10 protein-coding genes are annotated in these 23637 nt (G+C 33.1%); all 10 read left to right on the plus strand.

The annotated features are described in order from the left end of the window. The first annotated feature begins 480 nt into the window (after positions 1-480). The 10 genes from A5893_RS05280 (at position 481) to A5893_RS05325 (ending at position 23600) form a co-directional block, all read left to right on the plus strand. The gene (locus A5893_RS05280; protein ID WP_068821517.1) at positions 481-4716 is read left to right on the plus strand and encodes a hybrid sensor histidine kinase/response regulator transcription factor; all 4236 of its coding nucleotides are present in this window, start codon (positions 481-483) and stop codon (positions 4714-4716) included. Positions 4717-4879: 163 nt separating this feature from the next. Continuing rightward, positions 4880-7996, plus strand: a complete 3117-nt coding sequence (locus tag A5893_RS05285) for a SusC/RagA family TonB-linked outer membrane protein (RefSeq protein ID WP_068821518.1) — start codon at positions 4880-4882, stop codon at positions 7994-7996. Between the two features lie 10 nt (positions 7997-8006). Next, complete coding sequence (locus A5893_RS05290; RefSeq protein WP_068821519.1) at positions 8007-9719, plus strand: RagB/SusD family nutrient uptake outer membrane protein; 1713 nt, start codon at positions 8007-8009, stop codon at positions 9717-9719. A 45-nt stretch (positions 9720-9764) separates the two neighbouring features. After that, positions 9765-12797: a SusC/RagA family TonB-linked outer membrane protein gene (locus A5893_RS05295; RefSeq protein WP_068821520.1), complete on the plus strand. Its 3033-nt coding sequence runs from the start codon at positions 9765-9767 to the stop codon at positions 12795-12797. A gap of 33 nt (positions 12798-12830) precedes the next feature. Next, positions 12831-14504, plus strand: a complete 1674-nt coding sequence (locus A5893_RS05300; RefSeq protein ID WP_068821521.1) for a RagB/SusD family nutrient uptake outer membrane protein — start codon at positions 12831-12833, stop codon at positions 14502-14504. Between the two features lie 82 nt (positions 14505-14586). After that, entirely contained in the window at positions 14587-16419 is a 1833-nt protein-coding gene (locus A5893_RS05305) for a glycoside hydrolase family 2 protein (protein WP_068821522.1), read from the plus strand. Between the two features lie 264 nt (positions 16420-16683). Further along, positions 16684-18345, plus strand: coding sequence for a T9SS type A sorting domain-containing protein (locus tag A5893_RS05310; RefSeq protein ID WP_068821523.1), 1662 nt, complete (start codon positions 16684-16686; stop codon positions 18343-18345). 66 nt (positions 18346-18411) lie between these two features. Continuing rightward, positions 18412-20850, plus strand: coding sequence for a glycoside hydrolase family 3 N-terminal domain-containing protein (locus A5893_RS05315; protein WP_068821524.1), 2439 nt, complete (start codon positions 18412-18414; stop codon positions 20848-20850). A gap of 214 nt (positions 20851-21064) precedes the next feature. Beyond that, positions 21065-22159: an endo-1,4-beta-xylanase gene (locus A5893_RS05320; RefSeq protein ID WP_068821525.1), complete on the plus strand. Its 1095-nt coding sequence runs from the start codon at positions 21065-21067 to the stop codon at positions 22157-22159. Between the two features lie 25 nt (positions 22160-22184). Then, positions 22185-23600 (plus strand): hypothetical protein, encoded by a 1416-nt coding sequence (locus tag A5893_RS05325; RefSeq protein ID WP_198342279.1) that lies wholly within the window; start codon positions 22185-22187, stop codon positions 23598-23600. Positions 23601-23637 lie beyond the last annotated feature (37 nt).

The raw sequence follows: 23637 nt of genomic DNA on the forward strand, positions 1-23637 counted from the left end.
TGGTTAATAAAATTTGCTTTTGGTATGGCGCATGCCTAACTCAAAAGAATAATTGGTAATACAAACTTCAAAAAAAATTAACATGTAATAGACGTCAAAAAAACTTAATTAGGGGTGCATATGTTCAAATTCTATTTAATATAATTTTTTAGCCTTACATTACTGTTATAATTGATATGGATTAAAGTTTTTTAATAAGATCAAAAAACTTTAAAAAGGTAAGTTCGTACCAGAGTTGCTTGTGTAAAATGAAAAATTTGTTTTAATTTGAGGCCTGACCAATTCATTTAAAACTTATTAAGTTTCTTCGATTTTATATAGTCACAATTTATTGTAAAATAATTTGCATTCTAAACTATTGTATTTCTTATTAAAAATATAAAAGAAATAAAGGTTTATGATTAAAATTATTACCTGTAAAAGAGTATTAATTTTTGGTTAAATTTAAAATTGAAAGAATTTGAAAATGTATTTAAACTTATGAGAGATATTGTCTTTAAGTCAATTTTATTCATTTTATTACCTATTTTTCCTTTTGCACAAGATTTAAACTTTAAGCATATATCTTTTAAGGAAGGCTTAGCCCAAAGCCCTGTTTCAAGTATTTTGCAAGATCATGAAGGCTTTGTTTGGTTTGGTAATTTAAAAGGTTTAACCAGATATGATGGTTATGAATTAAAAAAGTTTTCTTTTGATATCTCAGATAAAAATACAATCAGTAATAATAGGGTTAATGCTATTTTACAGGATAATAAACATCAAATTTGGGTAGGAACATCTAATGGATTAAATCTTTATAATAGAGAATTTGAAACCTTTACTAGGATAAATATATTAGAAATAAAAGGAGGAAGAAACTATATTTCCTCTCTTGTAGAGGATAAGCAGAAAAATATTTGGGTAGGCACATTTGGAGGGTTAAAAAAACTTAATATTCAAACGCTTAAGCTAGAGGATGTTCAGTCAAATACACAAGATCCTAATTTTAAAGACTATAGTGTACATTCTTTGTTTGTTGATAAAGACAACAAAATATGGGTAGGTACAAATAACGGATTAAAGCTTTTTGATCCTACAACCGGTAAAACCCTTGCTTTACCATCCTATTTTTATCAAAACAAGGATTTTGCTTTAAATAAAATATATGTAACTAAGCAAGACCTAAAAGGAAATTTATGGTTCGGAACAGAATTATCAGGTGTTTTTAAGGCATCTGTAAAAGATAATGCAATCACTCATTATTCTTTTGATGAAAATAAAAACTCAATCGCTTCTAATTGGGTAAAAGATATTTTAATTGATGAAAATGAAAAAATTTGGTTTGCAACGCGAAATGGAGTAAGTATCTTAAATACCAATAATCAAATATTTACCAATTATAAACATGATCCTCTTGATCCAAATAGTTTAAATGATAATACCATTTGGAGTTTTTTGAAAGACAAAAATAAGTGTGTTTGGATTGGAACTTTTGCAGGAGGGATCAATTTTTATTATAAAGGAAACTCTAACTTCCAAAATATTGGCGAAAGTGTAGGGAAATCTATAGGGCTTAACCATGGCTTAGTAAATGCAATAACAGAAGATCAAGATGGCTCATTATGGGTAGGTACTTTTGGTGGGGGCTTAAACTTTATTGATAGGGCCAAAAGCCTAAGTAAATACTATTCTATAAATCCACAAAGTTCTACATCATCTACTACAGGTATTAGGTCCTTAGCTGATGATGGTAAAGGTAATTTATGGGTAGGAAGTTTAAATGGTTTAGGGCTTTTCAATAAAACTAATAAAACCTATACTCCATATAATTTTAAACTTAAAAGTGGCAGGTTAATAGAAAACTTAATTATCTGCGTACTACCGGATAGCGATGGTGTATGGGTAGGTACTGATGGAGGAGGATTGATGTATGTAATTTACAATGGCGAGAGATCTTTAATATTACTAAAGGATGCAAACAATAACGCCAATTTAAATAGTCTAATCTTTAGACCAAACAATAACACCAAAGGAATATTTTACCCTTTAATCCCAAAAGAAGATCCTATCATTAAAAAAGGCTTAATTGATAATTTCATTACTTCTTTATGTAAGGATGGGGATAACTTTCTTTGGATAGGTACACAAAATGGACTCAATTATTATGATATAAAAAATAAAAAAGTTTTATATACCTATCAAAAAGTAAGAACAACAGAATTTCAGCTTTCTAATAGTAATGTTAATTCGATATTTAAAGATTCTAAAAACAGACTATGGATAGGTACTGAAGAAGGTGGACTTAATTATTTTGAAAAAAGCACAAAAAGGTTTTATAACATTGGAAAAAACGAAGGATTAAAAGATAATGTAATCCATAGTATTGTTGAGGATAAAGCTGGTAACTTATGGCTAAGTACAGATTTAGGGATAAATAAAATTCATTTTAAAAAATTTAGCGTTCCCTTTAACAAAAATGATTTAATAGTTACAGGATACACATCAAATGACGGATTAACCAGCAACCAGTTTTCTACAAAAGCAGGTTTAAGATTAAAATCTAATGAAATTGCATTTGGAGGAGTAAATGGGCTGTCTATTTTTTATCCTAATAAAATTATTAAAAATACAGCTCCCCCAAAAGTAGTAATCACTCAACTTTTAGTAAATAATAAGATACCTAAAATTGGAGAAAAAGGTTCTCCATTATTAATGTCTATTACAGAAACTAACAAGATAGAATTAGCCTATGATCAATCCTCATTTAGCATTAAATATGCTGCTTTAAACTTTATTAACCCTGATAATAATGTATACGCCTATAAATTAGAAGGTTTGGCCAGAGCAGATGAATGGCAAAGCGTAGGGAAACAAAGAGTAGTTAACTTTGCAAATCTCCCTCCTGGTCGTTATCTATTTAAAGTTAAGGCCGCCAATAATGATAGAATTTGGGGTAATGATATTAAAAGTTTAAAAATTATTGTTCTTCCTCCATGGTGGGCTACGTGGTGGGCTTACCTTATCTATATTATCATTATTAGCTTTATAATTTCAATTGTTTTTCGGTTTCTTAGAAATAGATCTAGACTCAAAAGAGATTTGTATTTAGAACATGTTCTTAATACAAGAAGGGAAGAGCTTTATCAAATGAAGCTTGATTTTTTCACCAATATCTCTCATGAAATTCGTACACCATTAACTTTAATCTTAGGTCCTATTGATAAAATTATCAGAAGTGGTAATGCAAGCGAATTTTCTAAGCCTTTAAACACCATAAGAAATAATGCAGATAGGCTTATGAAGCTGGTAACTGAGTTATTAGAATTTAGAAAGGCAGAAGAAGGACATATGAAAATTTACTGTTTGCAAGAAGACATCATAGCATTCTGTAAAGAAATTTATGAATCATTTACTTCAATTGCCCTTGATAAAGAAATCAATTACCAATTTATTGCACCAAAAGAACCTATCCTTATCTATTTTGATCAAAATCAATTAGAAAAAGTATTATTTAACTTATTGTCAAATGCCTTTAAATTTACTCCTGATGGAGGTAAAGTTGATTTAATTATTGAAAATAGTATAAAAGGCGAGGATTGGATTGATATTAAAGTTTTAGATAACGGAAAGGGTATTCCATTAGATATGCAAGCCAATCTTTTTGAAAGTTTTTTCCAAGTTGATGACCGTGGAAGGCATAATATTGGAAGCGGTATTGGTTTGGCACTTTCTAAAAGTATTGTAGAGTTACACAAAGGACTGATAAGTTTAGAAAGTGATGGTAAACTAAATGGTACAACAAGTTTTACAGTTTCATTAAGAAAAGGAAGCACTCATTTTTCTGAAGAAGAATTGATAAGTGAAATTGATTCTAATTACTCATTTAAAACATTTACATCAAATAAAGATATTCCTCTTGAAAATGATAATGTTTTAACAAACCTAAATATTTCAAAAAAGTATACAGTTTTAGTGGTAGAAGATAATGATGAGGTTAGAAAACTTGTTGCAGATATACTTATTGATAAATATAAAGTCATTCAGTTTTCAAATGCCAATGAGGCACTAGCTTCCATGGATCGAGAAATACCTGACTTGATTATAAGCGACATTATGATGGCAGGGATGGATGGCTTAGATTTTTGTAAAAATGTGAAATTGAATGAATCTACCAGCCATATTCCGTTTGTCTTGCTTACTGCAAAAGCGTCTGTTAATCATCAAATTGATGGGTTAACTAAAGGTGCAGATGCATATCTTTCAAAACCTTTTAGTCCTTCTATCCTTGAGCTAAATATTAAGAACTTATTACATGCCCAGGAAGTAATGAGACAGAAATTTGGGCATCAGTTTATTTTACAACCTTCTCCAATTAGTATCGTCTCGCCAGAAGAGAAGTTTTTGAACAAATTAATGAACATTATTGAAAGTAAGATAGAGGATTCTAATTTTGATGTGAATGAGTTAGTTAGCGAAATTGGGATGAGCAGGACGGTATTATATAAAAAAGTTCAATCTTTAACAGGATATGCGGTAGCAGATTTAATAAAACAAATGAGATTAAAAAAAGCTGCCGAATTATTTAAACACAGTAGCTATTCCGTCGCAGAAGTTGCCTATATGGTAGGGTTTAATGATCGCAAGCATTTCAGTAAAGAGTTTAAAAAGCAATTTGATATTTCCCCTTCAGAATATATCTCAAATTTCCAAGCCAGGCAAAGCAGTCAAAATTTATAAATTCTGTGGAATTTGGTTGTTGTATCCCTTCTTTACAACAATTCGATACGTTTTACCCCTCATATAAGTACGTTTTAACGCCTTCATTTGGGGTGTTTGTATTCATATTTGTATAGTTATCATCCATAGATAATAAACCAATTTTTAAACCAAACCGATTAAAATGAGAAATCTTTACAAAAAGAAACTTTTTACATGTAATCTATTTGGTAATTATCTAAAAAATGCATTATTCGCATTTTTTTGTTTGTTGTGTTTAGATTCATTTTCACAAGAAACTGTAATTACCGGAGTAGTAAAAGATCAAACAGGTATTTCCCTTCCAGGGGTTAGCGTATCTGTAAAAGGCACTACTAGTGGTGTGTCTACTAACGAATCAGGAATTTTTAGTATTAAAGTCCCTAACCCACAATCCACATTAGTGTTTAGATACTTAGGCTTTAAAACTAAAGAGCAAGCTGTTGGCACCAACAACAACCTCACTATTATTTTACAAGAAAGTATTAATGATTTAACAGAAGTTGTAGTTGTAGGATATGGCGAGCAGAAAAAATCTACCTTAACAGGAGCTATTGGTACAGTAAGCTCAAAAGAGATCTTAAAATCACCAACATCTAACGTCACCAACAGTTTAGTGGGTAGAGTAGCTGGCTTAACTGCAGTACAACAAGGTGGCCAACCCGGTAATAATGCAGCTGTAATTAATATCAGGGGAGCTGCTACTTATGGTAACACTGGTGCAATTGTTATAGTTGATGGGATAGAAAGAGCAAGCTTCGGGGATATTGATCCAAATGAAATAGAAACGGTTTCTGTTTTAAAAGATGCTTCATCAACAGCAATATTTGGTATAAAGGGTGCAAACGGAGTTATTATCGTTACCACCAAACAAGGTAAAGAAGGTAAACCAAGAATTAGCTACAGCGGAAACACCAGTATGCAAACTTATACCGGTATACCTAAAGCTGTTAGTTCTTATGATAATGCTTTTTTAATGAATGAGGCTGATAGAAATGATTCTAGAGCAGAAACTTGGACAGCAGAAGAATTACAAAAATTTAAAGACGGATCAGACCCTTATGGTTATCCTGATGTAAATTGGTTTGAGTATGTAACACGTAAAGCCTATTTACAAACACAACACAACGTAAACGTAAGCGGAGGAACTAAACTAATAAAGTATTTTACTTCTGTAGGTTACCTTTTTGAAGACGGGATTTTTAAAAAGTTTGATTCTCCATACGGGTTTAGCACCACGCCTTCTTACACTAGGTATAACTTTAGGTCTAATATTGATTTAAACCTTACAAAAAACTTACAAGTGAGTGTGCGTTTAGGCGGTAGGTTAGGTCAAAGATATCAACCAGCAGGTTTAGGCGGTAATGCGTTTGCTTATGATAACGTAGAAGGAATGATTTCTAGAATCCTACAAACTCCATCTTTCGCTTATCCAGTTTTTTTAGCCGATGGTAGAATAGCGCAAAATGCAGATGTTGGTACAAATATTTGGAATCCATTGGCGGTTATTACCCGGTTTGGAACCAGAGTAGATGATGCAAATACTATTGAAAGTACCTTTAATATCAATTATAAATTAGATGGAATAACAAAGGGACTGTCTTTTAAAAGTGTATTTGGTTACGATTCTTATTTCACGAGTAATGCCAGAAGAAATGCCAATTGGGCTGCTTATAGGCAAGATAGAAGAACTGGCGAAATAACCTTAGATATAGCCAGAACTAGAGACGAACCATTGAGTGGTATCATATCAACAAGTAGTGGAAATATCAATAGCAACATCCAGTTAGGCTTTAATTATAACAGAAGTTTTGGAAGTCATAATGTATCAAGTGTATTATTAGCTACCAGACAAATAAATCAAGTAGAAGGTACTGGTTTATTTGCTGCGCCAAGAGCTTCAGAAGGTATTGTAAATCGAACCACTTATAACTACAAAGAAAAATATTTTGCCGAATTTAATATGGCTTACAATGGTTCAGAAGCTTTTGCACCTGGTTTTCAATATGGTTTTTTCCCAGCATTTTCTGGTGGTTGGAATCTATCAAAAGAGAATTTTTTGAAAGAGGTTACATGGATAGATAATCTTAAAATTAGAGGTTCTTATGGTTTGGTTGGTAATGATCAAGTAAATTCTCCAAATCGTTTTTTATTTTTAACTGATTTTAGTGTTCAAAATGGAGGAATTGGATTTGGACTCCCAACTTCTGTTGTTACCTCACCAACAGTAATTGTTACAGGTAATGCAGAGGGAAATCCTTTAATTACTTGGGAAACTGGAACTAAAAGAAACATCGGTTTTGAAAGTTCGTTTTTCAAAAACTCTCTATCCTTAACTGTAGACCTATTTGACGAAACCAGGAGAAGTATTTTAACCCCTAAAATATCTGGACAAGTTATTTATGGATTAAATTATCCAGCACTAAATATTGGGGAAGTTTATAACAAAGGTTATGAAGTTGAATTAAGCTATAGAAATAATATAGGAAAACTTGATTATGGTTTAAACACACAAGTTTCTTTTGCAAGAAATAATATCATAACAAGAGATGAGCCAATTAATACACCTGCTAATAGATTGCAAGCTGGTAATAGAGTAGGTCAGTTTTATGGATTTACTACTTTAGGATTTTATGAATCATTAGCAGATATAAATTCTTATTTACCCACCACTTTAGGCCCAAGAATCCCAGGTGATATAAAATATAAAGATATTGACGGTGATGGAGTGATTACTGCTGATGATACATCGCCAATTGGTTTCTCTAGGCTGCCAGAATATACTTACAGTTTTGCTCCTTCTCTATCTTATAAAGGGGTAAGCTTATCAGTTTTATTTCAAGGAGTTGCAAATGTGAGCTCTGATGTGATTTTAACCGAGCAAAATAATGGTTACCAATTATATGATCATCATTTAGAAAGATGGACGCCAGAAACAGCAGCTACAGCAACTTGGCCAGCATTACACGCCAGAGGTAATGGTAGTAGCAATTATCGTTTAAACGATTTTTTATTGCAAAACGCGGCTTATCTTAAAATTAGAAATACTGAATTATCCTGGAATTTACCTCAAAAATGGGTAAGCTCTTTAAAATTAAATTCATTAAGAGTTTTCTTAAACGGCCAAAATTTATATACCTGGACTAAGTTTAAATTTTATTTAGATCCAGAAAACATCAACGCCAATAATGGTAATTTCTCCCGTCAATCGGTTTATCCAACATCAAGAGTGTATAACCTTGGTTTAAACGTAACCCTATAAAACGAAAATCATGAAAAAGATAAACCAACTTATATTCCTTTTTGCTGTAACCTTTATGGCAATTTCCTGCAAAAAGGCGTTCTTAGATAAAGCACCAAGTGTTAATTTATCAGAAGATCGTGTTTTTAGCGATCCTGTTTTGGCAGTTCAATATGCAAATAACGCTTACAACTTTTTAATTCAAGATTACGCTCGTTTTAATACCCACCGAGCCATTACCGGTCAATTTTCTGATGAGGCAGTTTCAGGTAATACTGAAATAGCTGTGCGTACCATTACACAAGGCACCTATCATGATCATACAGGTTTTAGTAATGATATTGTAGATGTATATACTAGGTCTTATGCAGGTATCAGAATTGCTAACGTCATGTTATCAAAAATTGATGGTGTTAACTGGCCAGCAGTAAATAGCCCAAGAAACAGGGTAGAGGGTGAAATGCACTTTATCAGAGCATTTTTATATTTCGAGTTGATTAAAAGATTTGGCGGCGTAGTTTTAATTGATGAAAGATTAGAAGCAAATGGAGTAAATGATTTTCCAAGAAATACTTACCAAGAGTGTGTAGACTTTATCTTAAAAGATTTAGATGCAGCTGATGGCCTTTTACCTTTAAATTACAGCACCACTTTAAATGTTGATAATGGTAGAGCTACTATTGGAAGTTCAAAAGCTTTAAGATCTCGATTATTGCTTTATGCAGCCAGTAAACTTAATAATGATGCTAATGATTTAAACAAATGGAAGTTAGCTGCCGACGCTGCAAAAGCTGTAATGGATTTAAACGAATATTCTTTACAAGCTACTTATGCTGATATTTTGAACGTTCCAACTTCAACTGAGTATATCATGACGAAGATTAGAGGTCCAAGATCAAATACAGATAATATTTTTTATGATTTTGCATTACCTCCATCAGCTGGTGGTATTACAGGGCAATTAAATCCTACACAAAACCATGTGGATTTGTATGAGATGAGTACTACCGGTCGTCCAATTACAGACGCAGCATCGGGATATAATCCTGCAGCACCATATACAAATAGAGACCCTAGGTTGGCAGCAAACATTTTATATAATGATGTTTTTTGGCAAGGTAGGAGATTAGAAATGTGGTCTCAGGTAAATCCAACAACCGGAGCTAGAACTTTTGGCAGAGATTACAATGGTACCATCAACTATACTGCAACTAGGTATTATAGCCGTAAAATGTGGCCAGAAGTATATGGTGTAAATAAAACAGGTACGGCATTATTGAACTATATCTATTTCAGATATGCAGAAATTTTATTGAACTATGCAGAAGCCCAAAATGAATTCTCAGGTCCAGATGCTAGTATCTTAATTGCATTAAATCTTATTAGAGCCAGAGCGGGTATGCCTGCCTTGCAAACTACTAATCCGGCCGGTGCAGGTTATGTTCCTGAAAATAGGGATGATTTTAGAAAAAGAATTAGAAATGAACGAGCTGTTGAATTAGCTTTTGAAGATTCCAGATGGTATGATATACAAAGATGGAAAGCGGGGCCTGAGATTGTTGCACAACCCATGTTTGGTATGGATGTGATTAAGAATACAAATGGGTCATTTACCTATAATAAGGTGCTTTTGCCAATTGGTTTACAGAAAACATTTTTGGATTATATGCATAGGTATCCAATTCCACGCAGTGAGTTTTTTAAAAGCCAAGGTAAATTAATTCAGAACCCAGGATGGGAATAAGCTGTCCTTTAAACCAAAATGAATTAAACCATTAAACGAAACAACATGAAATTAATCATAAAAATTTATACATTTTTAGTCCTTGTGCTAATTGCTACAAGCGGTTATGCCCAAGACCCAGAAAGTAAAATCACCATCTCTGGTACTGTAAAGAACAGTAAAGGAGTAGCTATAGAAGGTGTAAGCATTTTAATACAAGAAAGAGCAGGAGATAATGTTACCTCTAAAGACGGTAAGTTTTCTTTAAGTGTTACCGGTAATGATGTGATCTATTTTAAAAAAGAAGGTTATAATTTAGTTAAAAGACCAGCTTTAGAGTTAGATAATACAGTAATTACTTTGGTGGAAAGCTTAATTGATGCAGGAGATGATGATGATGTTTTTATCCCCTTCGGAGTTAGAAAGAAGCGTAACTTAACGGCTTCTATCAGTACTATTAAAGGCTCTGAATTACCTCAATTACCACTATCAACTTTAACAAATTCTTTATCAGGCAGATTATCTGGTTTATATATCAAACAAAGTGGTACACGCCCAGGTACAGATGATGCAACTTTCTTGATCAGAGGAAGATCATCATACAACAGTGGGCAAGCACCAATTGTATTGGTTGATGGGGTTGAGCGTGATTTTGTAAATATGGATTTGAATGAAATTGAAGGCATTAGTGTTTTAAAAGATGCAGCTTCTTTATCATGGTATGGGATGAGCGGAGCAAACGGCGTTGTTTATGTAACCACCAAAAGAGGTGATGCTGCAAAAACAAAAGTAACTTTTGATGCTCAAGGCGGTGTGCAAGCGCCAGTAAATATTACCAGTCCATTAAACGCATTTCAATTCGCAACTCAGTATAACCAAATATCTGCCAATAGTGGTTTACCAGCAGTGTATGATCAAACAGCTTTAAATGCTTATCAATCTCGTTCTGATTTGATAAACTTTCCAGATAATAACTTTGTAAATCGTTTTGTGAAGGATGTAGCACCTGTTCAAAGGTATGTAGCAACAGTAAGTGGCGGAAATTCATTTGCAAAATACTTTACTTTATTAAGCATGTTTAAGCAAGATGGTTTATACAGAGATGCCGAAACACCAGATTATAACACCAACTCAAACTATAGAAGATATAATTTGAGAACCAATTTAGATTTACACATCAATAAAAGTTTAGATGTAAAATTAGATGTAGGCGGTAGGGTAGAGAATCTGCAATATAATACGGCTGGTAACGGAACTTTATTAAACACAATTTATAATACTCCAGCAAATGCTTTTACATTATTAAATCAAGACGGAACCTTTGGCGGATCTTCACTTTATAGAAACAACCCTTTAGGGATGTTAACTGCCAACGGAAATAACAATGATTTATCAAGAACGCTTTTAGCAACTTTAGATGTTAGGCATAAATTAGATTTTATTTTAAAAGGTTTAACTGCAAATGCATTCTATACCTATGATATTACAAGTGCTTATTCTTATGGTTTCCAACAAAGCTATGAGATATTTGCACCTGCAAGTGGCGGTACATTCCAAAGATTTGGCAACCAAACACCCTTACAGTACAAAGCAAGTGATTTTAATAGTAACGTTAGAAATAATGAGTTTTGGGCTGGTTTAGATTATGATAAAACTGCCGGGTTACATGGATTTAATTTTTCTACCAGGTTATTAAGAGGAGTAAGTGCAGCACCAGGAAGATTAGATTTTAGACGTACTGCAATTTCTAATCGTTTATCATATAATTTCAACAAACGCTACTTTGCCGATTTTGTAGGTACTTATGCAGGTTCAGAAAACTTTGCCATTGGTCAGCGTTTTGGATTTTTTCCAGCAGTATCAGCAGGTTGGATTGTATCAGAAGAAAGCTTTTTAAACAAAGTTAAAGCAATCAATTACTTTAAATTACGAGGTTCATACGGTACAGTAGGTAGTGATGAGTTAAGTACCAGACGTTTTGCTTATAATAACTATTTTACAAGAGGTACAGCAGGTTATACTTTTGGTACTGGCTATACAGGTGTAACTGGTGCAGCAGAAGTAATTTTAGCCAATCCAAATTTAACATGGGAAAAAGCTACAAAATCAAGCATTGGTTTTGATGGTAAATTCTTTAACCAAAGTTTACAAGTTGATTTTGATGTGTTTAAAGAAAACAGAAAGGATTTATTAACTGCTGATTTACTGCCTAATGTTATTGGTCAATCTTTATCATTAGTTAATAATGGTGAGGCACAATACACAGGTTTTGAAACCGCTTTATCTTACCAAAAAACCTTTAATAAAGTTACGGTGAGTATTAATGGAAATTTCACTAAAGCAAATAGCAAAATTCTGCAAATAAATGAGGAAGCTGGTATACCTTCTTATCAAACACAAAAAGGTTTCAACATTGGAAGTGTTGTACAAGGAGGGTCTTTTTTACGTAGATTTTTGGTTTCTGATGGCTTATTTCAAACACAAGCCGAAATTGATGCTGCTCCGGCTCAAAGATTTTCAGCATTAACCCGTCCAGGAGATATTCGTTATGTAGATCAAAATAATGATAGAGTGATAGATGATTTAGATTTTATCATGACAAATTATTCTGATGTACCTGATACTTATTATGGTTTTGGAACTAGTGCTAGATATTCAAATTTTGATATATCGGTACAGTTTCAAGGAGTTGCTGGTAGAACTATTCAGATTAATAATTTAATTAATTCAACTGACGCTTCTGCGGGATATATCAATCAATTTAGTCCAGAGAGTTGGACTCCAGCAACAGCTTCAACCGCTAAATATCCATTAATTGCATTAAATAACAGAGGTAATAATACTCAAAATTCCGATTTCTGGTTACGCTCTGGAGATTTCTTGAAATTAAAGAATCTAGAACTAGGTTATACACTTTCTTCAAATGTGGTTAAAAGATTAAAGCTAAATTCTTTAAGATTTTATGCTAGTGGTTTTAACTTGTTAACTTTTAGTAAGTTGGGTGATTTACCTATTGATCCAGAAATCCCAACTGCAGGTTTTAATTCGGATTACCCATATATCACTACATTTTCTGCAGGTGTAAATCTTAAATTTTAATTATATAAGTAAGAAATACTAAGTTATAAGATCATGAAAATAAAAAATTATAATATAATCATCTTACTTATTGCTTTTCTTGCAATAGGTTGCGAAAAAGATAAATATTTAAAAGACGGTTCTACAAGTTTTACCACAGAAGGGGAAATTACTGAACAACAAGTTTGGGCAAATAATGATTACGCCAGAGGAGTATTAAACAATGCTTATAATGACTTAATTGCCGAATTTGATATGGATGGCGGTGGCGCTTTAAGAGCTTCTGGATCTGACGAGGCTGTAAATTCTAATCTAAATTCTGCCGTTAATATATTTAATAATGGCACATGGAGTCCTACCAGAACTTTTGACAATAGATATGCAGATATGTACAATGGGATTAGAAAAACTAATCTTTTGCTAAAGAATTTGCCAACCGCACAGATTGTACCATTAGATGGGCTAACTGCTGCTGCTGATAAAGAGCGACTACGTGGCGAGGCTTACTTTTTAAGAGCGTTATTTCATTTTGAATTATTTAAAAGATATGGTCCAATTCCATTAGCCACTAAAGTTTATGATAGGTTAGAAGATTTAAATCTTCCAAAAAACACTTATCAAGAATGTATAAATCAAATAGCTTTAGATTGTGATTCGGCTATTGCTCGCTTACCAGAATGGACACAATCATGGAGTTCTGCACAACGTGGTAGAGCAACTCAAACAGCTGCTTTGGCTTTAAAATCGAGATTATATTTGTATGATGCAAGCCCATTATATAACCCAACAAACGATTTAGCCAGATGGCAAAGAGCTGCGGATGCTGCAAAAGCCTTAATCGATAGAAACAGACATCAAATTATCACCTCTTATACAAACGTTTTTAACTTTAATGCTGCTGCTTATAATAACGAGGTTATTTTTGCAACAAGTGCTAATAATATAAATTCTATCGAGATCAATAATGCACCAATTAGTTATGATGGTGCAAACGGAAGAACAAATCCTACTCAAGAATTAGTGGATGCTTTTGGTATGGCAAACGGAAAACCTATTACAGATGCAACATCAGGTTATAGCGCAGCAAATCCTTATGCTGGCAGAGATCCAAGATTAGGTTTGGTTATTAATCATAATGGCCGTTTATTTAAAAACATTGCTGTCGAAACTTTTGTAGGTGGCAAAGATGGTATAGATAGAAACGTTAATGCCACTAAAACCGGATATTATATGCGTAAGTTTTTAAGTGAATCGGCAACTTGGAATCAACAAGCAAACAGTAATGTTCGCCGCCCTTGGGTACTATTTAGATATGCAGAAACATTGTTGAATTATGCTGAGGCTTTAAATGCTGCTCAAGGCCCGGTTGCAGATGTTTATACCTATCTAAATCAGGTAAGAAGAAGAAGTGGAGTTAATTTGCCTTTATTAGTAATAAATGCCCCATTATTAAATAAAGACCAAATGAAAGATCTTATCCAAAATGAAAGAAGGGTGGAGTTATGTTTTGAAGGGCACCGTTTTTTTGATGTTAGAAGATGGAAAAAAGGTGATGATTTTTTTAACAAGCCGGTAACAGGCATGAGAATCACCAACAATGGAGGCGCATTAACTTATACCAGATTTACAGTAGAAAACAGAGTTTTTACAGACAAAAACTATTTTTATCCATTCTCACAAAGTGATATTAACAGACAACCTGCTTTAGTTCAAAATCCGGGCTGGTAAGTAACTATAAAAGATAGTGATTGTTAATAATGCAATCACTATCTTTTTATCTTAAATATAAATCCAACTACTTTTACAAAACATGATTAAAATTTCTTCATTCTTTACCATATTTTTATTTTTTTTCTTGTCATCTTTTGGGCAACAGCCAATTATTCAAAATATAGCCTCGCGTAATAACTTAAGTTTAAATGGCAAATGGAATTATATTATTGATCCTTATGAAAATGGATTTTACGATTACAGAAGAGAAGCATTTGATCAGTCTAAAAGTAAAGTCGGTGGTTATTACGATGATAAAAGGAGCGTAGATAAGTCAGAATTAATTGAATATAATTTTGATAAATCTCCTACTTTAAAAGTTCCTGCCGATTGGAATTCACAAGAAGAAAGACTATCACTTTATGAAGGAACGGTTTGGTATAGAAAGCTTTTTATGGCCAAACCATTAACGGGCAAACGTTACGTAATATATTTTGCAGCAGCAAATTATGAAAGCCATGTTTATCTAAACGGTAAAAAATTAGGTATGCACAAAGGCGGCTTTACTCCTTTTCAATTTGAAGTTACAGATTTATTAAAAGCAGGTGAAAATTCTTTGGTAGTTAAAGTAGATAATACCCGTAAAAAAGATGAAGTGCCTACCATTAATACAGATTGGTGGAATTATGGAGGTATAACCCGAGATGTGTTTTTAGCAGAACTTCCGGATACTTATATTCATGATTATAAAGTTCAATTAGCAAAAGGTAATGCTAATTTTATTGATGGTTTTGTACAATTAAATGGCATAACAAAATCACAAAAAGTTACCATAAATATCCCTGAGATAGCTTTAAGTTTTTCAGTAAACACGGATGAAAAAGGATATGCTGATATAAAGCAAGCCGTAAAAAAATTAACCTATTGGTCGCCAGAAAACCCCAAACTTTACCAGGTTAAAATCTCTTCAGAAACTGATGAAGTAAATGACAAAATTGGTTTTAGAACAATAGAAACCAAAGGAAAAGATATTTTACTCAACGGAAAATCAGTCTTTTTAAGAGGCATCTCCTTGCATGATGAAAACCCTTTGATACCTGGGCGTCCACGTTCTGAAGGGGATTTAAGAATGTTACTTACTTGGGCAAAAGAGCTAAACTGTAATTTTGTGAGGTTAGCGCATTATCCTCATAATGAGGAAATGGTTCGTTTGGCTGATGAAATGGGTTTATTAGTATGGGCAGAAGTCCCTGTATATTGGACTATTGCCTGGGAAAATCCAGACACTTACAACAATGCGCAAAATCAGTTATCAGATTTAATTACCAGAGATAAAAACAGGGCAAGTGTGATAATTTGGTCTGTAGGAAACGAAACTCCGTTAAGCGATCCTAGAAATAAATTTATGGGAAATTTAGTAGATAGAGCTCGTTCTTTAGATAACACTCGTTTAGTTTCTGCAGCTTTAGAATTACATCGGGATGGAAATAAAGTTATTGTAGATGATGTTTTAGGCGAAAAACTAGATTTAGCCAGTTTTAATGAATATGCAGGATGGTATTGGGGAGGTACACCTAAAGAAATCACTAAATATTATTTCGATATCAAATATCAAAAACCCGTAGTAATTACCGAGTTTGGTGGAGATGCGTTAGCAGGTTTTCATGCAGATGCAGACACCAAATTTTCAGAAGAATATCAACAAGCACTTTATGAAAGTCAGTTTAAAATACTTTCATCCATTGATGGTTTAAGAGGAATGACGCCTTGGATATTGGTTGATTTTAGGTCTCCTAGAAGACCTCACCCTATTTATCAAGAATTTTGGAATAGAAAAGGATTAATTTCTGATACTGGGAAAAAGAAAAAAGCTTTTTTTACGCTCAGCGATTATTACAATAAGTTGTCAAAATCCTTTAATCAAAAAAAATAACTCAATAGAATAATATAAAAGTCTTGGTTAGTAAAAACCGAGACTTTTTTGCTTTATAAATACTGCTTCATAACGCTATTATTCGATAATTACATAACAATACATTCAGACCCTTATTTGCGTACATCTGAATACCTCTAACAACTGGTTTACTATTCATATTTGTTTATTCGATAACCAATTTCGAAACCAATTCAATAGCATTTAAATTTCTAAAATTTAAATTTTTATTAACCAATTTTTCAAAACTTTAAATAATTAAACATGAAAACAAAATTACTTTTATTCATTTCTGGATTACTGTTTACAAGCATTTCGGCATTTTCCCAATTTACCGCAGGTAATGTTGTGGTCTATCGCTATGGAGATGGCGGCGCTTATACTAATGGTAATTTAGCACCTACCTTTTTAGATGAATATACACCTGCAGGGGTTTTAGTGAAAACTAGAGCTATACCTACGGTAACTAGCGGGTTAAACAAAGGTTTAACAGGATTACTTAAACTTGGTACAGGCTTTTATCAGCAAGAAGGAATGTCTACACTTTCTCAGGATGGAAAATATATTACCATATTTGGTTATAATGCGGCTGTTGGCACAACAGTTCCTACTACAACAGATGGTTTAGTAGTTGGTGTCGTTGCCGCAGATCTTAGTTACAACAGTACAACTACTTTATCAAATGACGCAACTTTAGGACTTGGTGCACCACGTTCTGCTATTGTAGATGGCACAAACATTTGGGCAAATGGTTTTAGAAATGGAGTTCAGTATGCAACAATCGGGGGAACAACTTCTGCTCAAGTAAACACAACAGGGCAAAATTCTCCTAGAACCCTTTCTATATTTAATAATAATTTAACAGTTCCAATTGGTAGTAGTGGTACTTTATCTTATCAAACACCTTTGCCAACCGGATCAGCAGCGGCATTTTCTACTAGGATATTATCAGGTACACCAACTACAAATCAAGTGGTAACATTTTCTTTAGGCAACAGATTAGTAATTTACACAGCCGATGATGCAAACAATCAAATTAGAAGATTTAATACCAATACCGCTGGCGATACTTGGATTGCTTTAGGTACTAATTTAACAACAACTCCACAATTAACTTTGGTAAAAAGCATTACCGGTGTAGCTAATGTAGTTGGCGCAAATACAGAAATTACCATATTTATTACAACTTGGGGAAATGATGGCTCAGGAACAGAATCATCAAAGCTTTTGACCTTTAAGGACACTTATTTAACTCCATCAGCTGGCCCTTCAGCTCCAACAGCAACAACTGCATTAGCAACTTTAGCAACCGCAACTGCAGGTACAGTTTTTAGAAGTGTAACTATGGCGCCACAAGGGAGCACCGCAATAGGTACTGCTACTTTACCTGTTTCGTTAACTTCTTTCACTGGTAAAAAAGATAATGAATCTATTAAATTAGATTGGACTACTGCCTCAGAAAAGAACAATTCTCATTTCGATATCACTCGTTCTGTAGATGGTAAAAAATTCTCATCAATTGGAACTATGAAAGGTGGTGGAAATTCTGATGCTGCCTTAAATTATTCTTTTGCAGATACAAACCCATTAAGCGGTACTAATTATTATCAGTTAAACCAGTTTGATTTTGATGGTAATTCTGCCAAATCAAATATAGTAGCGGTAGAATCTGGTCTTAAAGCTGCTGATATGACTATTTATGCAAATCAAAGTTCTAATGAAGTAAAATTGAATATTTTTTCTGCAAACAAAACTTCTGGTACTATCAATATTTTTGATCTAGCCGGGAAAAGAGTTTTTAATAAAACTGTTGAGCTAGAAAAAGGATACAATAATATTTCTTTATCCGTAGTTCTTAAATCAGGATTATTTGTTGCGACATTACAAACTGCTTCAGAAACCATCAGCAAAAAATTTACAAACTAATAAAATTATTATAGGAAGGCTATATCTTATAATCAAGATATAGCCTTTTTTTATTTACTTATATCCATGAGAGACAAATCTTTAAAAACATTAATCGTAATAACTTTATTAAGCTTTACTCTAAAAGGATTAGGGCAAAATAAAACCTCATCCATCTATCATGATAAATGGATTGATTTTAATAAAAACGGTAAAAAAGATATTTTTGAAGATCCTGTACAAAATATTGATGCCCGTGTAAATGATTTGCTTTCTCAAATGAATTTGGATGAAAAAACCTGCCAAATGGCCACGCTTTACGGCTATAAAAGGGTTTTAAAAGATCAATTACCAACACCAGAGTGGAAAAACGAAATCTGGAAAGACGGGATTGCCAATATAGACGAACATTTAAACAGTTTACCATTTAATCCTGGAGCAAAATCAGAATATTCTTTTCCTTTCAGCAAACATGCCGACGCTATTAACCAAGTACAAAAATGGTTTGTAGAGCAAACTAGATTAGGGATTCCTGTAGATTTTACCAATGAAGGGATTCATGGTTTAAATCATGACAGGGCCACTCCTTTGCCTTCTCCCATAAATATTGGAAGCACCTGGAACAAGACGATGGTAAGAACTGCAGGAAATATTGTGGGTAGAGAAGCAAAAGCATTAGGTTATACCAATGTTTATGCGCCAATATTAGATGTTTCTAGAGACCCAAGATGGGGAAGAGTTGTTGAAACTTATGGCGAAGACCCATTTTTAATTGCAGAATTAGGGAAGCAAATGACCTTAGGAATTCAAGAAAATGGAGTAGCATCTACTTTAAAACATTTTGCCGTTTACAGTTCTCCAAAAGGTGGTAGAGATGGAAATGCAAGAACAGATCCGCATGTTGCACCAAGAGAATTACATGAACTTTTTTTATATCCTTTCAGAAGAGTAATCCAAGAGGCTCATCCTTTAGGAGTAATGAGTAGTTACAACGATTGGAACGGAATGCCAGTTACAGGCAGCAGCTATTTTTTAACAGAATTATTGAGAAAACAATACGGTTTTACAGGCTATGTAGTATCTGATAGTGAGGCTGTAGAGTTTTTATTCACCAAACATCATGTTGCTAAAGATGCAGAAGACGGAGTAAGGCTGGCCGTAGAAGCCGGGCTTAATGTACGCACCAATTTTACGTTACCTGAAACTTACATTCTTCCTCTTAGAAACCTTGTTTCAACAGGCAAAGTTTCTATGGAGACTATAAATTCTAGAGTTGCTGATGTTTTAAGGGTTAAATTTAAGTTGGGTTTATTTGATCAGCCTTATGTAGATGATGTGAAAGCATCAGATAAAAAAGTGCATACCCAAGCTGATGATGATTTTGCATTGCAACTTAATAAGGAGTCTATGGTGCTTTTAAAAAACCAACCTTATAATAATGGAAATGAACCTATTCTTCCGCTAGATAAAAATAAGATAAAAAGTATTTTGGTAACAGGACCATTGGCTACTCAAACTAATTATCAATTAAGCAGGTATGGTCCTTCAAATAATCCAGTAACATCAGTTTTAGACGGAATTAAAAATGAGGTTGGTGGTAAAGTGAAAATTAGTTACGCTAAAGGTTGTGATATTATTGATGCAACCTGGCCAGAAAGCGAGATCATCCCAACTCCATTGACCATTCAAGAACAAAAAGATATTGACGAGGCAGTTGCACAAGCTAAATTAGTAGATGTTGTTATTGCTGTTGTTGGAGAAGATGAAAAAAGAGTAGGCGAAAGTATGTCAAGATCTGGATTAGACTTACCAGGTAGGCAACGTCAGCTATTGCAAGCACTTTATGCTACCGGAAAACCAATTGTTATGGTAATGGTAAACGGGCAACCCTTAACCATTAATTGGGAGAATAAATACCTCACAGCAATTTTAGAAGCATGGTTTCCTGGTGCTCAAGGAGGTAAAGCAATTGCTCAAACTTTATTTGGCGAGAATAATCCAGGAGGAAAACTTCCTATTACCTTCCCTAAAAGCATAGGTCAAATTGAATTGAACTTTCCGTTTAAAAAGGGTTCTCAGGCAGATCAACCTAGCTCTGGACCTAATGGGTATGGCAAAACTAGAGTTAATGGACCTTTATATCCTTTTGGATATGGATTAAGTTATACCAGTTTCGAATTTAAAAATCTTAAAATTAATCCATCTCAAAGTTTCAATCAGGGAGAAATTTCGATAGTTGTTGATGTTACTAATACGGGAAAAGTAACAGGAGATGAAGTAGTACAACTATATATCAGCGATTTGCAAAGTAGCGTAACAACTTATGAATCTGTATTAAGAGGTTTTGAAAAAGTTAGCCTCACTCCAAATGAAACAAAAACGATTGAATTTAAAATAAAACCTGAAGATTTAGCTATTTATGATAAGGACATGAATTTTGTAGTAGAACCTGGAATGTTTAAGGTAAAGATTGGTAATTCTTCTGAAGATATTAAATTGACTGGAGATTTAGAGATTAAACTATAAAAATTTTAAAATAGCTTATTTACAGTTAGATACAGGTTTTTAATTATTGATATAGCATATCAGTTTAAGAAACATTTTTATACCCTTAATTAAGGACAAACAGACGCCTTAAAAAATATTAAAGCTATCATATTTGTATCATCAATTTTCTGAAATTGATAAACCAATTAAACAACCGCAGAGTAAATTATTTTGCTCTAACAACTAAATTAAAATGAAAAAGAATATTTTATTAGTATTAGCCTTATTTGTCATTATGGTTTCTTGTAAAAAGAAATTTGACGATTTACCCATCGTTGTAACTCCTCCTGTTTTGCCTCCAGTTATCACAACTCAAAAAATAAAAGATTTAACAACAACATTTAAATTTGGTGCAGCTGTAAAAACCGCAAATTTGAAATCAGAGTCGGCTTATGATAATACTTTTAAGGGAGAATATAACCAGCTTTCTGCCGAGTTTGAAATGAAAATGAATTTTATTTGGAATTCAGAAACGTCATATAATTTTACCAATGTAGATTATTTGGTAAACTATGCTCAACAAAATAACATGACTGTACATGGCCATACTTTATTATGGTATCAATCTTTTCCAGATTGGTTTAAGAATGCTAATTATGATTCTGTGGCATTTGAAAGCAAAGTAAAAGTATATATAGAAACTGTTGTTGGAAGGTATAAAGGCAAAATTAAAAGCTGGGACGTTGCAAATGAAATTTTTAATGATGATGGTACCATGCGTATAGAATCTCAGATACAAGGAAAATTTAAAGATCCAATTGGATTTGTAGGTAGGTGTTTTAAATATGCCGCTATAGCAGATCCAGATGCTAAACTATTTTATAATGATTATAACGTTGTTTTAGCTGCCGGAAAAAGAACAGCAATGAAAAATATGGCTATCAGGTTTAAAAATGCTGGTATTCCAATTCATGGTTTGGGCGAGCAATTTCACTATCGTATTAGCACTAGCCAAACTCAAATTAATAGTGGCTTTGCAGATTTAGTAAGTTCTGGATTATTGATCCATCTTTCAGAAATAGATTGTAAAGTAAATACAACAAATTCTCCTACTTATGTTGTTAACTCAACAGATTTACAAAAACAATCTGATTTCTTTAAAAACATTGTGAAGTTATATAATGCTATTCCAGGCAATCAAAAATTTGCCATGACAACTTGGGGAATCACTGATAAGAATACTTGGTTACGCGATAGTGGTAATGGAAACAAAGAATACCCTTTATTATTTGACGAGAACTATGGTAAAAAGCCTGCCTATGTTGGCTTTCTTGATGGTTTAAAGTAAATCAAATCCTATATAATTATTTAAAATGATGAATCTAAAAATATCATTAGTTGGATTGTTATGCTTTGTTTTTTGTTCACAATCATGGGCACAAAGCAATCCTAACTATTATAATGTAGAAATTAAAAGAGCCAAAGAAAGCCCCAAATGGGAAACTTTTACAGCAAAAACCATTGATAAGCTTCCCTTTTACAAATCAAAAAAAGAACCTGCTCTTAATTCTTATGGTAGCTGGAAGGTTAACCAACAGAATCCTACAGGTTTTTTTAGAAGTTTAAAAATTAAAGATAGATGGTGGATTATTGATCCTGAGGGTTTCCCATTTATTAACAAAGGAGTAGCTGTGTTCCGTCCATATTCTTCAGAAAATCAAGAAAAAGCGATGAAAGAAAAATATGGGACAGTTGATAAATGGTACAAAAAAGAAAGTGATTTTTTGAAAAGTCAAGGATTTAATGGTGCTGGTGCTTGGTCTGATGTTGATTTGATTAGAAAAAGTAAAAAACCTATAGTTTACACGGTAATTGTAAATGCGATGGCAAGCTATAAAGCCGAACATATTAAACGTTTTGGAGGAAAGTATAAAACAGCAGGTTGGCAAGGATACCGTTTTGATTTGGTAATGGTATTTGATCCGGAATTTGATGCGTATTGTGATGCAGCTTTTAAACCTGTAGCCAAATATAAAGACGATAAATATTTATTAGGCTATTATTCTGATAATGAATTACCATGGAAAACTGATGCTTTAGATATCTCAATAAAAAATTTAGAAAAAGATGAGCCAGGTTACATAGCTGCTAAAAAATGGTTGGACAAACGAAAAAATAAGGATGCTGATTTAAGCGATATTACAGAAGAAGATCGCATCGCATTTTCTGGTTTTTACTTTGAAACCTATATGAAGAAAGTAACTGCGGCACTAAAAAAATATGATCCTAACCACATGTATTTGGGCTGTAGATTTAATCAACAAGAAAGACAAGAGCTTACAAATCCAGAAATATTTAAGGTGGCTGGAAAATATATGGATATAATTTCCATTAATCATTATCGTAAATGGGAACCTGATGCTACCCAAATGAACGATTGGGAAAAATGGAGTGGCAAACCTTTTCTCATTACAGAATGGTATACAAAAGGTGAGGATTCTGGTTTAAAAAATAATACTGGTGCCGGTTGGCTGGTAAAAACACAACAAGATAGAGGATACTTTTATCAAAATTTTGTATTAGACCTGCTAAAAAGTAAGAATTGTGTTGGTTGGCATTGGTTTACTTATCAGGATAATGATCCAAATAATTTAAAAGTGGATCCTTCTAATAGAGATTCTAATAAGGGGATTGTAGATTCTGACCTTAACAGATATGAACCGCTTCTAAAACAGATGAAAATAATAAATGATCAGGTTTTTAATCTAACGGCATTCTTTGATAATTGAATTATTAATCCATATAACTAACCAAATTTATTAACAA

This window comes from Pedobacter psychrophilus (genome assembly GCF_001652725.1).
Taxonomy (GTDB): domain Bacteria; phylum Bacteroidota; class Bacteroidia; order Sphingobacteriales; family Sphingobacteriaceae; genus Pseudopedobacter; species Pseudopedobacter psychrophilus.